This is a genomic window from Exiguobacterium chiriqhucha RW-2 (assembly GCF_000416965.1).
Taxonomy (GTDB): Bacteria; Bacillota; Bacilli; order Exiguobacteriales; family Exiguobacteriaceae; genus Exiguobacterium; species Exiguobacterium chiriqhucha.
The window spans coordinates 125,610-140,326 of sequence record NZ_ATCL01000009.1 but is presented as its reverse complement, the minus strand read 5'-3'; the positions used below and the strand labels follow the sequence as shown (position 1 = coordinate 140,326).

The following is a 14,717-nucleotide window of genomic DNA, read 5'->3' as shown; positions in this document are numbered from 1 at the left end:
GTCATCGCTCTTTTGTCTTCGGTACCGCCACGAACGGTGCCCCTTCAGTTTGGTCCGGATGCGTAACCATCCCGGTCGTGCCCGCCTCATAGGCGGCAACGGCCAAAATACAGGCGTCGATGATATCATCGACTTGCACGTTCGACATCTTCCATTTCCATGGTGAGCTGTTCGAATAACGGCGCAACAACTCGATCCGTTCAAGCTCTCCCGCCTCGGTCTTCTTGCTGAAGGACGCCTCGTTTCCCGTCATGACGGCAAAACACACTTCAGGATGCGACTCGTAGACATCTGCATCCGTGATCGTTTGAAACTCACGGATACGCGGCACCAAGTTCCACGCCTGTTTACTGATCCCTTTTCCGACCAGTTCCCGGCTCTTTGCATTCGCCTCGGCATAGGACGCCTCCATGAGCACGTCTTGAATCGGCGGCGTGAAGATGGACGACTTCCGCTGCTTCAGTTGTGACCGCATCCAGGCATCACACGACCGGTCCGGCGCATCAATCGTCGCCAAGTCTTTCGGCATGTCGACAAAATGGACGGCCCCTTCAATCAATAAATCTTCCAACTTTTCTGAGATGGTCAAACAGAGCGAGATGCTGTCGTACGTGATTCGTACCCAGCTCCCGCGCGCGCCATCAATTCCTACTCCGACCACGTCGTCCCTCCTGCATCAAAAACAATATTCCGAGCACCGCGCATAAGACGGTCACTCCCAACAACCATTGACTCGGCCAAGCCGTGTATCCGAGTCCGGAGACGACGGCTAAGCCAATCAATAACAATCCTGACTTCAACGTTTCCACTCTTCGAGCATCAATGCGAGCGTGCGCACCATGACCCCAGTCGGTCCTTTTGGTCCGAGATCGCTTGCCGCCGAACGTTCACTCGTCCCGGCGATATCGAGGTGGAGCCAAGGCGTGTCGCCGACAAACTCACCGACGAACGCGCCACCAAAGATCATATGCCCATAACGGCCCGGCGAGTTGTTCAAATCTGCGACTTCTGATTTCCGGACTTGTTTAATGAAGACGTCGAAGTATGGCATTTGCCAGACGAGTTCATTCGTCTCTCGGCTCGCAGCTTCTAAGGCGCCGTAGAGCGACGCATCGTTCGTCAGGCAACCAGTCACTTCTGTGCCGAGTGCGACGAGCACACCGCCCGTGAGCGTCGCCACATCGATGATGGCTTGTGGTTCATACGTCTTGGCAAAGGTGACAGCGTCGGCGAGGACAAGACGACCTTCCGCGTCGGTATTGAGCACTTCAATCGTCTTCCCGCTCATCGCTGTGATGACATCATCCGGTTTGAACGCGTCCCCTGAGATCATGTTGTCCGTCGACGGGATGACGCCGATGACGTTCACGTTCGGTTTCGTCGTCGCAAGCGTCTCGAATAGGCCGAGCACGGTCGCCGCGCCCCCCATGTCGCCTTTCATGCCGACGATGCCGTCTTTCGGTTTGATTGAGTAACCACCCGTATCAAACGTGATTCCTTTTCCGACGACAGCGACGGGCGCTGCATCGCCTGCACCGTGGTATTCGAGGACAATCAATTTCGGCGGGATGGTCGACCCTTGATTGACGGCGAGCAGCGCCCCCATCCCGAGCGCCTCCATCTCTTCCTTCTCCAAGATGCGATGGCTGAATCCATGACGTTCGGCCAATTCGACCGCATAGTCCGCGAGTGTTTCCGACGTCAAAATATTGGCCGGCATCATCGTGAGCGTCCGTGCGACATTGACACCGCGTCCGTAAGCGGCACCCGTCAACGCCTCTTCCTCTACACCAGCACCGAGCAACGTGATCGTCACGTCTGACTTCGCCGGCTTCGGTTCAGATTTGTATGTAGGGTGCTCATATGTCGCCATCTCATACGCTTCGGCAAACAGTTTCGCCGTGTTCGGTCCGAACGTGTCGAGCGCGACCGCGACGTTTGTGAAGGCGCGTGCTTTAATTTGTTTCGCGACTTTCCCGAACCAATTGCGCACGTTCTCAGGCGTATTCTCGTTGCGTTGTCCAAGACCGACGAATAGGATGCGTTTGACCGTTCCTTCGAACGTCGGGACGATGGACAGTTCCCCTGTTTTCGTCGAGATATCCGACGCTTGGATGAGCGACTTGACGCGCCCGTTAAACAACGTATCGAGGCCTTCGTCAATCGTGTCGGCCGCACCGATTCCGACGACGATCGTGTCGTATGAACCGTTCCAATCTAAATCCTTCACTTGATACATGTTTGCCACTTCCCTTCTTTATATATGGTTAGCATAACGAACTTCGGCGAAATAATGAAACAGTATGCGTAAGAGTCATGAATTCTTCGAATTCAGGCGTTAACTCCTCGTTGTGACGATGATTTATTTTATGATAGGATAAGAAAGTACGCAATCAGGCATCCCTCACTGTTGAGGCGAGGCCATTTTGTTCGGTCGAGGCTTCCCCTAGTAGTAGACCGTTGCTACTTTAATCTTCCAGGTTTTCGTTAGTTCCTTTTTCATTTCGGGTAAGAACTAACGAGATAACATTGGAAACCACTATTTCTTTGAAGAGAGGGACTACGCTTATGTCACACATTAAAGGTATTGGCGCATCTGCAGGAATCGCAGTTGCGAAAGCATTCGTCATGGAGACACCTTCATTCGACATCCCGACAAACAAAATCGAGGACGTAGCAGCTGAGAAAGCCCGTTTCCAAGCGGCCATCGCTCAGTCAAAAACAGAACTCGAAGAAATCCGTCAAATCACGCTTCGTGAGCTCGGTGAAGACAAGGCTGAGATTTTCTCGGCTCACTTGCTCATCGTCGAGGATCCTGAGATCGTCTCACAAGTGAACGACAAAATTGAAAGCGAACACATGAACGCTGCGAAGGCGCTCGATGAAGTCGCTCAAATGATGGTCATGATCTTTGAATCGATGGATAACGAGTACATGCGTGAGCGCGCAGCAGACGTTCGTGACGTCACGAAACGTGTCATGGCGCACATTCTCGGTGTCACGTTCATGACGCCAGCCTCAATCTCAGAAGAAGTCATCATCATCGCTGAAGATTTGACGCCGTCTGATACAGCTCAGCTCAACCGTAAGTACGTCAAAGGATTCGCGACAAACATCGGTGGACGTACGTCTCACTCGGCAATCATGTCTCGTTCACTCGAGATCCCTGCCGTCGTCGGTACAAAAGTAGCACTCGAAGAAATCAAAAATGGCGATCTCGTCGTCATTGACGGGACAGAGGGCGACGTGTTCGTCAACCCGTCTGAAGAACTCGTCAACGAATATAACGAAAAACGCGCTGCATTCGAAGCGTATAAAGAAGAGTTGAAACAACTCGTCAACGAAGAGTCGATCACAGCCGACGGCCACAAGGTCAAACTTGCAGCGAACATCGGTACACCGAACGACCTCGAAGGCGTATTGAAAAACGGCGCTGACGCCATCGGTCTTTACCGGACTGAGTTCCTCTACATGGACTCGGAAACGTTCCCGACGGAAGAAGAGCAGTATACAGCTTATAAAGCAGTCATCGAAGGTATGGACGGCAAACAAGTCGTCATCCGTACGCTCGATATCGGTGGAGATAAAGAATTGTCTTACCTCGACCTTCCAAAAGAGATGAACCCGTTCCTCGGCTATCGTGCGATTCGCCTTTGCCTCGAAGAGACGGACTTGTTCCGCACACAGCTTCGCGCGCTTCTCCGTGCCTCAGCGCACGGTGACCTCGCCATCATGTTCCCAATGATCGCGACGCTTGAAGAGTTCCGTGCTGCGAAAGCCATCTTGCTTGAAGAAGAAGCGAAGTTGAAGACAGAAGGAATTGCTGTCGGTAACTACGAAACTGGGATGATGGTCGAGATTCCATCGACTGCCGTCATGGCGAAGCAATTCGCGAAAGAAGTCGACTTCTTCTCAGTCGGCACGAACGACTTGATTCAATACACGATGGCAGCGGACCGCATGAACGAGAAAGTCTCGTACTTGTACCAACCGTTCAACCCGGCCATCTTGAACTTGCTCCACAACGTCATCACAGAAGCACACAAAGCCGGTAAATGGGTCGGTATGTGTGGAGAGATGGCTGGAGAAGAGCTTGCGATTCCAATCCTGCTCGGACTCGGTCTTGACGAATTCTCGATGTCGGCTTCAAGCGTCCTTCGCGCACGTAGCCTCGTGAAGCGTTTGACGAAGTCGGAAACAGAAGCAATCGTCAACGACGTCCTCAACATGGATACAGCTGAAGAAGTCGTGAACTTCCTCAGTGAAAAATTCGATATTAAGAAGTAACACAAAAAAAGAAGTTCTCGCGGTTGCGAGAGCTTCTTTTTTGTTTACTCGGCTCCTTTGTCATCCGTTCTGAAGTCGAGCGCTTCCCCGGCGACGACCGTCTCTCCGAATGGGACGACGACGATTTTGCCGTCTCCGTTCGTCCAGATGATCGGCGTGATGAGCGATGGGACTTTGTCACGAATCAAGTTGAGGTCGACATCGAGCAAGACGTCCCCTGCTTCGACCCGGTCGCCTTCTTTCACTTTGGCGACGAAGCCCTCCCCTTTCAGGTTGACCGTGTCGAGTCCGACGTGGATGAGAATCTCTCGTCCGTCGTCCGCGAGTAGGCCGATTGCATGTTTCGTCGGGAAGAACGTGGTGATTTGACCGGTGACCGGCGCAACGACTTGTCCCGAGCTTGGCTCGATGGCAAATCCTTCACCCATCATCCGGCCCGAGAAGACTTGGTCCGGCACATCGTCAAGCGATAAGATGACACCCGACATCGGGGCAAGGAATCGATGGTCGGCATGTTCAGCCGCTTCCGGTGTGATGACAGCTTTTTCTTTCGGTTTATATTCGCCGCCTTCGATGATGGCCGCGATTTGCGATTTGAGCGTATCCGATTTCGGACCGAAGATGGCTTGAATGTTATCCCCGACCTCGAGCACTCCGGCCGCTCCCAAATCTTTCAGCAAGTCTTTATCGACTTGTTTGACATCGTTCACAGTGACACGCAAGCGTGTGATACAAGCATCGAGGTGTTTGATGTTATCCGGTCCACCGAGTCCAACGAGCACCTCATACGGTAAATCATCTCCGACGACGGCGCGGGCGCCTTTGCCTTCGGCGACGGTTTCACGTCCCGGTACTTTCAAGTCGAACTTCGTGATTGCGAAACGGAACCCAAAGTAATAGATGACCGCGAAGACGAGACCGACTGGAATGACGAGCCACCAGGCTGTCCGGTTCGGTAATACCCCGAACAAGAGATAGTCAATGAGTCCGCCCGAGAATGTCATCCCGATTTTAACATTGAGCAAGTGCATGGTCATAAAGGAAAGTCCAGCAAAGACGGCATGAATACCAAAGAGAAGAGGTGCAACGAAGACGAACGAGAATTCAACCGGCTCGGTGATTCCCGTCAAGAATGAAGTGAGGGCTGCTGAGAAGTAAAGTCCTTCAACGTCTTTGCGACGTTCTTTCGGGACAGTATGGAACATGGCGAGACAAGCGGCAGGTAATCCGAACATCATGAATGGGAATTTACCGGTCATATACGTACCGGCTGTAAATTCGACCCCGTCACGAAGCTGGGCGAAGAAGATCCGTTGGTCCCCTTGGACGAGATCCCCCGCTTGGTTCGTATATTCCCCGAACTGGAACCAAAACGGAGAGTACCAGATGTGATGCAGACCGAACGGGATTAGTGAACGTTCGACCAAACCGAAGACGAAGGCGGAGACCGCGACGTTCGCTTCAATGATCGTGCTCGAGAACGTGTTGATCGCTGAACCGATTGGCGGCCAAATATAGGCGAGCGCAATCCCGATCAATAAGCTGAACGCGGCGGTCGCGATTGGCACGAACCGTTTCCCTGCAAAGAACCCTAAGAAATCCGGCAACTTGATGTTGAAGTACTTGTTGTACGCGAATGCGGCAATCAAACCGGCAATGATACCCCCGAATACCCCCATTTGGAGCGTCGGAATCCCGAGTACCGTGGCATAGGCCGGGTCTCCCTGGGCTATTTCCGCGGTAATACCGTTCCACGTGCTGATAACCTTGTTCATAATCAAATAACCAACGATAGCTGCTAACCCGGCAACACCGTCCCCGTTGGCTAGCCCGATGGCGACACCGACGGCGAACAGAAGACCTAGATTGGCAAACACGATATCCCCGGCATCTGTCATAACTTGCCAGACGAGGACGAGTGAATCGTTTGCCAAGAAAGGTAAGAGCGAAACGAGATCAGGGTTTTGGAACGCGGTACCAAATGCGAGTAATAGACCGGCTGCCGGTAGAATCGCAACCGGAAGCATGAGTGCCTTCCCGATTCGCTGCAAAACACCAAACACTTTCTTCCACATCATGGTTCCCTCCTTTTGTCAGAATACTTACTTTTCCCCATCTGCCAGTAGGCTGAAACCGTTTCACCCATACAAAAAAAGCCAACCCATAATGGATTGGCTTATAGCTTCAATTAGTTAGCTTTCTTTTCGTTACCTGAAGCGATGACCGCTTGCATTTCTGATTTCAACGCATCCGAACGTGGTCCGAAGATGGCTTGAATGTTGTTACCGACTTCAAGGACACCAGCTGCCCCAAGGCGTTTCAACTCTTCTTTGTTGACTTGGCTCTTATCTTTTACTTCGACGCGGAGACGTGTGATACATGCGTCAAGGTGTTTGATGTTTTGTGAACCACCGAAACCAACGAGGATATCTTGTGCAAGTTCCGAACCTGTAGCAGTTGATTGCTCAACGACTTCATCTTCACGGCCCGGTGTTTTAAGGTTGAACTTACGGATAACGAAGCGGAATCCGAAGTAGTAAACGACTGCGAACACGAGACCGACTGGAATGACGAGCCACCAGTCTGTACGGTTAGGAAGTACACCGAAGAGAAGGTAGTCGATCAAACCGCCCGAGAACGTCATCCCGATTTTGACGTTCAAGATGTGCATGACCATGAATGAAAGGCCAGCGAAGACTGCGTGTACTGCGAACAAGAGTGGAGCAACGAACAAGAATGAGAACTCGATCGGCTCAGTGATACCAGTCAAGAACGATGTAAGTGCTGCCGAAGCCAAGAGACCACCGACGACTGCTTTACGTTCAGGACGTGCTTCGTGGTACATTGCGAGTGCTGCTGCTGGAAGACCGAACATCATGAACGGGTACTTACCAGTCATGAACGTACCGGCTGTGAGCTCAGCGCCATCACGAATTTGTGCGAAGAAGATCGCTTGGTCACCACGAACGATGTTACCCGCTGCATCCGTGTACGAGCCGAACTCGAACCAGAATGGTGAGTAGAAGATGTGGTGAAGACCGAATGGAATCAATGAACGTTCGATCAAACCGAAGATGAATGCCGCGAACGTGCGGTTTTCAGTCAACATGAAGTTTGAGAACGTGTTCAAGCCGTGCTGAACTGGTGGCCAGATGAGAAGCATGACGAAACCAGCGACAACTGCCAATACCGCAGTAACGATTGGGACGAAACGCTTACCAGCGAAGAAGCCAAGGAATTGCGGCAACTCGATGTTGAAGTACTTATTATATGCCCAGGCGGCTATCAGACCGACGATGATACCTCCGAATACCCCAGTTTGGAGCGTTGGAATCCCGAGTACTGATGCGTAAGCCGGATCACCTTGTGCGATGATTTCAGGTGTGAGTTCAAGCCAAACACCCATAACTTTGTTCATGATGAGGAATCCGACGATGGCCGCGAGTCCGGCAACGCCGTCCCCTGCTAAACCGATCGCGACACCGACTGCGAATAAGAGTGCTAAGTTCGAGAAGATAATGCCACCCGCTTGCTCCATGAGCTGAGCGAATTTCACAACGCCTTCGTTCGTTAACCAACCAGCGCGTGATGTAAGGGCCGGGTTTTGCATCGCGTTACCGAATGCAAGAAGAAGACCGGCTGCCGGCAAAATCGCAACAGGAAGCATAAGTGCTTTACCGACTTTTTGAAGAACACCAAAGATCTGCTTAAACATGATAAATCCTCCTTTTTGTGATTGTTTCGTGCGGAAAGACGACTGTAGATGTCAGACAACCGACGTATCTAAACGTTTTCATAATAAACGTTTATAAAAACAGAAACAGGCATGAATAAGGTATAGAACGTAGACCTCTCCTAATAGAGAAATCGTTGCGTTCCACTCCTTACTCATGCCTGATCGAATCAGTAACACGTAAGATACGTGGTATCAGTTATCTACTTGTTAGGCGCTGGAGATGCATCGTCAAATATGTCGCTTCACCTCGCGGGACCGGACGCTTTAATTCGCGTTCCATGATGCCCATCAGCTCCCAAGCAGTACTATAGCATAGCGGATATTCTTCGCGCAATACCTTTTCAATTTTTTGTGGGGCCTCCACCATCTCACCCGTCGCAACCCGCTCAACGGCGTACCTTAAGTGCCGAAGTAAGCGCTTATAATCGAGTGAACTCCGGTCCATTTTGACGTTCAAACGACTCTCAATCGTCTGAACGATCTGCCCGATAATTTGGTTGTGTCGATTGACCTCGAGGACGTTTTTGAACGTCGTCGCCGAATGGATGTGGAGCGCGATGAAACCGATCTCCGCGTCCGGCAATAACACGTCAAGCCGCTCGTGAATCATATCGACGATACGTTCGGCGAGCGCGTACTCGTTCGGATAGAGCGATTCGGTCTCAAGCAAGAACGGATTCGTGACTTCCATCCCTTGTTCAATCCGCTTCATCGTGAAGAACAAGTGGTCGGTCAAACCGATATGAATATGCTGGTCGACTTTTTTACCGGTGTTGTTCTCGATAAAGCCGACGATTTCTTGCATGAAAGCAATAAAGTCCTCGTCGACGTGTTTGACGAGTTCACGATATTGCGATTGTTCTTCTTTGTCCGTCAGTTGATACACTTTCTCCGGGACACTGGCCGGGTCGACGAGATCGCCCGCTTTCTTGCCGAAGCCAATCCCTTTCCCGAGTAGAATGACTTCCGGTTCCGGATCATGTTGGCAAATGACAACGCTATTATTCAACACTTTCTTGATCGTATACATCGGTAATGTCATTCGTATCGCATCCCTTACTCACTATAATCGTTTCGTACTAAGTATATCGGTTCATCCCCCAAAAAAGTAGGCGGAAAACAAAAAAGACGAACATTTCTGTCGTCTTTAAAACATTGAATAACCACTCTTGCGCAAGTAGCGAATCGTGACCCCAGCCAAAATCGCACCGAGCAACCCGAAACCGAGCATGAACACATCCAGAAATTGAAGACCGAGCACGCGTTCGTAAACGTTGGCGAGCGCGGTCGACGTCTCAGTGATGTAACTCGAGAGCTTGACGTTATCAATCATCATAATGACGAAAATCGGATAGATGAACACGAGCGTCCATGTTTTTTTAAGCAGCATGTTCAAAATGAAGCCGATGCTGAAGAAGATGACCAAATAAAGAATCGCCCCAATGACAGCCTGGATAATATGCATGCGATTGCCCCCTTTTCCCGTTGTCTATTATACCGAATCGTTTGCGCTTAGGTCAAAGGTGAACCGTACGCCACCGACAATAAAAAAGTGACCCGCTCCTATGAGCGGGCCACTCAGATATATGGCTTAGAATTTACCTTTTTTGAGGACGAGACCGTACTTCTTCAATTCGAGGAAGTGTTTGTTGTCGATCACTTTCTTCATGAATGAAGCGTTACGACCGAAGATCTTTTTGCCCATGACGATGCCGATGCCATCGTTATGGCCAAGTGATGCGACTGTCCCTTTGCTCTCATACGTGAATTTCGAAGTTGATTTCCCGTTGATGAGTGCTGCGATGTTTTTCGCCACGTTGTGCGCTTGTTGTGTCGCGATTTGGGCAGTCGGTGGGTATGGACGGTTTGAGACCGGATCCATGACAGCCGAGCAGTCACCGATGATGAAGACGTTGTCGTGACCAGGGGCACGGTTGTCCGCCTCGACCATGACACGGTTCCGAACCGCTTCAAAGCCAGACTTCTCAACGATCGGGCTACCGCTGACGCCACCTGTCCAGAGAATCGTGTTCGCTTCAATCGTCTCTGTCGTGTCGCCTTGGAGTGGACCGAACGTGACAACACCAGGCTCAACGCCTTTAATGCCGTTGCCGAGTTTCATCTCGACGCCGTTGCGCTCGAGCCATTTCTGCGCGTACGTCGTGAGTTCTGGGTCGAAACCAGGAAGTACAGTCGGAGCGGCTTCGATGTTCACGATGCGAACCGCTTCACGTGGCACGTCATACTGTTTGCAAAGCTCAGGCACACGGTTGACGAGCTCACCGAGGAACTCGATTCCTGTGAATCCTGCGCCACCGACAACGATCGTCACGTACGAGCGGTCAGCTGAACCGTTCGTTTTATATTGAGCGAACGAGTACTCGATATGTTCTTTGATTTTACGGACGCTGTTCAATGAACTGATTGTCATCGCGTTCTCTTTAAGGCCAGGGATACCGAATGTTTCAGGTACGCCGCCGAGTGCGAACACGACATAATCATATTCAACGGCTGAACCGTCTACGAGCAAGACTTGTTTTGCCGTAGTATCGACGCGATCGACGATCCCTTTGACAAATTTCACACGTGACGGGTTCACGACGTCGTTGATGTAGATGCGAGCTTGATCCGGTTTCATCGTTCCGGCCGCTGGCTCATGAAGCCACGTCGTCTGGTAATGGTAATCATGCTTGTTGATGAGCGTGATGTTCGCGTCGCCAGCTGAGAGCGTCTTCTGGAGGTTGACCGCTGTGATGAGTCCACCGAAACCTGCGCCAAGAATAACAATGTTAGGTCGTTTCATGTTCATTTCCACCTTGTTTTGATAGTTTTGTTTTCTTGAACAACCATGTTGTGTGTTTTTTCACATGAGTGTTCACAATAAAGCCTAAACCTTGTTCAACCAATGTTCACAATTGCTTCTCGTTCATTGTACGCTGTTTGTTTTGTTTTCTCAATGGAAAAGCATATCTTCTTGAATTTTTTTTGAATGTATAGCATGTTTGTACAGAATGGATTTAATTCACGATTGTCACTATAATAGATGTATACGTTTTGAGGAGGAATTCGATGAAATCGACGAAAGATGTGATCATCATCGGTGGCGGCCCAATCGGACTGTTCACCGCATTTTATGCAGGTATGCGCCAACTCGATACGGCGTTGATTGAAAGTTTGCCACAACTCGGCGGACAATTGTCGACACTGTATCCAGAAAAATATATTTACGACATCGCCGGCTTCCCGAAAGTGAAAGCCCAAGATTTGATTGACCAATTGAAAGCCCAAGCCGATCAGTTCGAACAGGACTATCGCCTCGGGGAGACAGTTGAAACAGTCGAGCGTCTCGAGGACGGCACGTTCCAGATTACGACGAATAAAGACGAGTACCATACGAAAGCGATCATCATCACGGCTGGGAACGGGGCATTCGCCGCACGACCACTCGGTCTCGATGGTTGTGAAGACTATGCGAACCTTCATTACTTCGTCGACAACATGGAGAAATTCCGTGATCGTCGCGTCATGATCGCCGGCGGCGGCGACTCGGCTGTCGACTGGGCACTCATGCTCGAAGGAATTGCCAAAGAAGTCCATATCGTCCACCGTCGCGACCGGTTCCGTGCCCACGAGCATACGGTCGAACAGATGAAAGCGTCGACGATTAACGTCTGGACGCCATATAACATCGAATCACTTTCAGGTGAGACGCACATCGAGTCGGTCGAATTGACAGACAAGGACGGCGAATCGAAATTCGTCGAGATCGATGACCTTATCTGTAACTACGGTTTCGTCTCATCGCTCGGCCCAATCAAAAACTGGGGCATGGAGTTCGAGAAGAACACGATCCGCGTCGACTCGCGGATGGAGACGACGGTCGCCGGCATCTTCGCGTGTGGTGACATCGCCACGTACGAAGGAAAAGTAAAATTGATTGCGACAGGCTTCGGAGAAGCTCCGATTGCCATCAACCAAGTGAAGCAGCTCGTCGACCCGACAGCGCGTCACCCGCAACATTCGACTTCGGTATTCGCCGGGAAATAAAGATGTGGCCCTCATCGCGATGATGAGGGCCATTTTCATTTACGGATTGTTTGGAGGATGACCCGATCGAGCCAGTCATCGAGTTGGGTAAAGACAAAACCTGCCTTTTTCGCCTCGGCGATTGACATGTAATAGTCGACGTCCGTATCGTACGGCGACGACTCGCCGTCTTTGATGATTTGGACGGGTTTATTTAAGTGATGGCCAATCCGTTCCATGAGCGCCCCAAGTGAGATGATCCCTTCACTCGCCGCATTGAACGGTCCGGACACGTTGGCCCGACCGACCCATTCTAAAAAGGCCGCCGCCTCAAAACTTGAGATAAAGCCCATCTTCGCTTCGGGATGATGCAGGACAACCGGTTCTTCTCGACGGACAGCATCGATATAAAACTTGAGACGGTCCGTATAGTCGTCCGGGCCTAAGACGATTGGCAAACGGACGGTCGCGACCGGGAATGAGGCGCGATGGAAGAAGTAGGACTCGGCTTCCCGCTTCCCTTGACCATAGTCATGTTCGGATTCAAGATGATAGTCGTGGTGGAGCGGATTGAAGTCACTTTCTTTCAAATCGGCACCCGGTGCATAGACGGACATCGTCGACGTGAGAACGTATTTTCCGACTTGGTCCATGAAGGCGTCCGAGGCGATTTTCGCTTGATATGGGTTAAAACAAATATTGTCATAGACGACATCATAATGATCGCGCGACAAGTCTTTCATCGTCGCCACCGATTGTCGGTCCCCTTTGATCGAACGGATTCCTTCCGCCTCAGGTACTTGCAGTTGTCCTCGCGTCACAATCGTCACATCATCCCCGGCTTCCGCCAAACGAAGTGCCAATCGCTTTCCAAAATAACGTGACCCACCGAATATCAATACTTTTCTCATCGTCCCTACCCCTCCTACATAAAAATGACATCTCTTTTCATTTTCCCTTGCATCCTCTCGCCTAATCTTCCACTTCCTTGAATTTTTTTGTTATTCTTATATATATAGAAAAGAAAGAGGCGAGGCCCATGCATCAAATCATGTTAGAAAAAGGATGGACGTGTGAGTTACCGAAGCAATACGCCATCTACCAAAGTTTATCGGATTTCAGCCGCTACTCGGTCCTTGACCAAGAGGAAGAGAGCGTCTGTTCATTCCAAATCACGACCGACACGTGTAAAATCACGGCGTTTCGCCCTTGGCAACATCACATCGAATTGGATGCAACGTCAAAAGTGATTCGCTTGATTTTGATGGAAGAAAACGACTGAACCAAAAAAAGGCCAATCGTCCATATGATTGGCCTTTCGTTTAGCAATCTCCAGGTGTCCCGGCGTTCGACGCCGTCCGGAAACTCGAACCGCATCCGCACGTGGCGATGGCGTTCGGGTTTTTAATCGTAAACCCGCCACCGAGCATCGACTGCTTATAGTCAATCTCGAGGCCATCGACGACGCCATGATCGGCTTCAGCGACGATGACACGGACGCCGTGATGGTCGAACTGGATATCTCGATCCGTCTTGTCTTCATCAAACCCCATCCCGTACGAGAGGCCGGTGCATCCCCCACCTTGTACCTTGATGCGCAAGTACTGATTTTCGGGGTGTTCTGTCTGTTTCATCATATCGATGACTTGCAATGCAGCTGACTCTGTCAAATGAATCATCTGAACTCCTCCTTCATTATCTTAACTTCAAGTCAACTGACTTGAGATTTTGTGAAATATCTTGTATAACTAAACTGTAACAAAAAAAATTAAATCGTTCCATCTTCGGGGCAGGGTGAAATTCCCGACCGGCGGTATTGAAGACATGATCTTCTCAGCCCGTGAGCGAGCAAGGCGTTGCTTGCTGATTTCGTGAGATTCGAAAGCCGACAGTATAGTCTGGATGGGAGAAGATGGCGGCATCCGACCGATATCCGGATGTTTTCTTTGGCGTGGTCTAAACGCCGACGAGAACATCTATTTCGTATGCGCGTAAACTCTCCCGATTGTTTGATACAATCGGGTTTTTCTATGCGACGGGTGCCATTCATCAAGGAGCGACAAAAGGAGAGATTTTGATGAAAACAACGCGCAACAAACGATTGACAACACTGGTGACGCTATCGATGCTCGGGGCCATTTCTTTTGTCCTCATGCTCTTTAACTTCCCGCTGCCATTCCTACCACCATTCCTAAAAGTGGACTTTAGTGACATTCCCGCGCTCGTCGCCGGAATCGTGTTTTCCCCACTCGCAGGCGTCGTGGTCGTCGCTCTAAAAAACGTCCTCTACTATGTCTTTAACGGTGGCGGCGTTCCGGTCGGTGAAGTCGCAAACTTCTTTGCAGGTGTCGCTTTCATGTATCCGGTCGCATGGTTCTACCATAAACGTAAAACGAATAAAGCGCTCGCTTCAGGCCTCGTGGCCGGCACAATCACGATGGCACTCAGCTTGGCGATTTTGAATTATTTGCTCATCTTACCAGCATACGCGTTCTTCTTCGGCATGACCGAGATGGCGCAACCGGCAGTCAAAACGGACCTCGTCCTCTATGGCATCTTGCCGTTCAACCTTATTAAAGCGTTGTTGATCAGCGCCTTGTTCGTCCCACTCTTCCTCAAGTTGAAGCCGTGGATCGAACGCCAGCGGATGCAACTTCAAGCGTAACTG

Annotated in this window: 11 protein-coding genes, 2 pseudogenes and 1 riboswitch; of the genes and pseudogenes, 4 read left to right on the top strand and 9 right to left on the bottom strand. The window is 50.6% G+C overall.

Features of this window, described 5'->3' with window-relative positions; translation table 11 throughout:
• Position 1: 1 nt before the first annotated feature.
• Positions 2-661, bottom strand: coding sequence for a DUF429 domain-containing protein (locus tag M467_RS17965; RefSeq protein WP_021065532.1), 660 nt, complete (start codon positions 659-661; stop codon positions 2-4).
• A gap of 135 nt (positions 662-796) precedes the next feature.
• Positions 797-2,239, bottom strand: coding sequence for a leucyl aminopeptidase (locus M467_RS17960; RefSeq protein WP_021065531.1), 1,443 nt, complete (start codon positions 2,237-2,239; stop codon positions 797-799).
• Between the two features lie 329 nt (positions 2,240-2,568).
• On the opposite strand from M467_RS17960, the gene ptsP reads away from it, so the two are divergent.
• Entirely contained in the window at positions 2,569-4,287 is a 1,719-nt protein-coding gene (ptsP, locus tag M467_RS17955) for a phosphoenolpyruvate--protein phosphotransferase (protein ID WP_021065530.1), read from the top strand.
• A gap of 137 nt (positions 4,288-4,424) precedes the next feature.
• Here ptsP and ptsG (M467_RS17950) read toward each other — a convergent pair.
• The 5 genes and pseudogenes from ptsG (M467_RS17950) to M467_RS17930 form a co-directional block, all read right to left on the bottom strand.
• A pseudogene (gene ptsG / locus M467_RS17950) lies at positions 4,425-6,362 on the bottom strand (glucose-specific PTS transporter subunit IIBC); the annotation flags it as partial.
• A 140-nt stretch (positions 6,363-6,502) separates the two neighbouring features.
• Positions 6,503-8,002: pseudogene (ptsG, locus tag M467_RS17945) on the bottom strand (glucose-specific PTS transporter subunit IIBC); the annotation flags it as partial.
• Positions 8,003-8,219: 217 nt separating this feature from the next.
• Positions 8,220-9,065 carry a glucose PTS transporter transcription antiterminator GlcT gene (gene glcT, locus M467_RS17940; protein WP_021065527.1) on the bottom strand — a complete coding sequence of 282 codons (846 nt, stop codon included), beginning with the start codon at positions 9,063-9,065 and terminating at the stop codon, positions 8,220-8,222.
• Between the two features lie 105 nt (positions 9,066-9,170).
• Positions 9,171-9,488, bottom strand: coding sequence for a YuiB family protein (locus tag M467_RS17935; protein WP_021065526.1), 318 nt, complete (start codon positions 9,486-9,488; stop codon positions 9,171-9,173).
• A 126-nt stretch (positions 9,489-9,614) separates the two neighbouring features.
• Complete coding sequence (locus M467_RS17930; RefSeq protein WP_021065525.1) at positions 9,615-10,826, bottom strand: NAD(P)/FAD-dependent oxidoreductase; 1,212 nt, start codon at positions 10,824-10,826, stop codon at positions 9,615-9,617.
• A 266-nt stretch (positions 10,827-11,092) separates the two neighbouring features.
• Here M467_RS17930 and M467_RS17925 point away from each other — a divergent pair, with 266 nt between their 5' ends.
• Positions 11,093-12,070: an NAD(P)/FAD-dependent oxidoreductase gene (locus M467_RS17925; RefSeq protein ID WP_021065524.1), complete on the top strand. Its 978-nt coding sequence runs from the start codon at positions 11,093-11,095 to the stop codon at positions 12,068-12,070.
• A 35-nt stretch (positions 12,071-12,105) separates the two neighbouring features.
• Here the strand turns inward: M467_RS17925 and M467_RS17920 are convergent, their stop codons facing one another.
• On the bottom strand, positions 12,106-12,960 hold the full coding sequence (locus M467_RS17920; protein WP_021065523.1) for a Rossmann-fold NAD(P)-binding domain-containing protein: 855 nt from the start codon (positions 12,958-12,960) through the stop codon (positions 12,106-12,108).
• Positions 12,961-13,088: 128 nt separating this feature from the next.
• On the opposite strand from M467_RS17920, the gene M467_RS17915 reads away from it, so the two are divergent.
• Positions 13,089-13,331, top strand: coding sequence for a hypothetical protein (locus M467_RS17915; protein WP_021065522.1), 243 nt, complete (start codon positions 13,089-13,091; stop codon positions 13,329-13,331).
• 40 nt (positions 13,332-13,371) lie between these two features.
• Here the strand turns inward: M467_RS17915 and M467_RS17910 are convergent, their stop codons facing one another.
• Positions 13,372-13,728, bottom strand: a complete 357-nt coding sequence (locus M467_RS17910) for a HesB/IscA family protein (RefSeq protein ID WP_021065521.1) — start codon at positions 13,726-13,728, stop codon at positions 13,372-13,374.
• Positions 13,729-13,825: 97 nt separating this feature from the next.
• Positions 13,826-13,967, top strand: a riboswitch (FMN riboswitch).
• 159 nt (positions 13,968-14,126) lie between these two features.
• On the opposite strand from M467_RS17910, the gene M467_RS17905 reads away from it, so the two are divergent.
• Positions 14,127-14,714, top strand: coding sequence for an ECF transporter S component (locus M467_RS17905; protein WP_031199812.1), 588 nt, complete (start codon positions 14,127-14,129; stop codon positions 14,712-14,714).
• Positions 14,715-14,717 lie beyond the last annotated feature (3 nt).

Coding starts and splice junctions, on each gene's coding strand:
- M467_RS17925 (WP_021065524.1), top strand. CDS start 11,093: ATGAAATCGACGAAAGATGTGATCATCATCGGTGGCGGCCCAATCGGA.
- M467_RS17915 (WP_021065522.1), top strand. CDS start 13,089: ATGCATCAAATCATGTTAGAAAAAGGATGGACGTGTGAGTTACCGAAG.
- M467_RS17905 (WP_031199812.1), top strand. CDS start 14,127: ATGAAAACAACGCGCAACAAACGATTGACAACACTGGTGACGCTATCG.
- M467_RS17920 (WP_021065523.1), bottom strand. CDS start 12,960: ATGAGAAAAGTATTGATATTCGGTGGGTCACGTTATTTTGGAAAGCGA.
- ptsP (WP_021065530.1), top strand. CDS start 2,569: ATGTCACACATTAAAGGTATTGGCGCATCTGCAGGAATCGCAGTTGCG.
- M467_RS17960 (WP_021065531.1), bottom strand. CDS start 2,239: ATGTATCAAGTGAAGGATTTAGATTGGAACGGTTCATACGACACGATC.
- M467_RS17910 (WP_021065521.1), bottom strand. CDS start 13,728: ATGATTCATTTGACAGAGTCAGCTGCATTGCAAGTCATCGATATGATG.
- M467_RS17935 (WP_021065526.1), bottom strand. CDS start 9,488: ATGCATATTATCCAGGCTGTCATTGGGGCGATTCTTTATTTGGTCATC.
- M467_RS17930 (WP_021065525.1), bottom strand. CDS start 10,826: ATGAAACGACCTAACATTGTTATTCTTGGCGCAGGTTTCGGTGGACTC.
- glcT (WP_021065527.1), bottom strand. CDS start 9,065: ATGACATTACCGATGTATACGATCAAGAAAGTGTTGAATAATAGCGTT.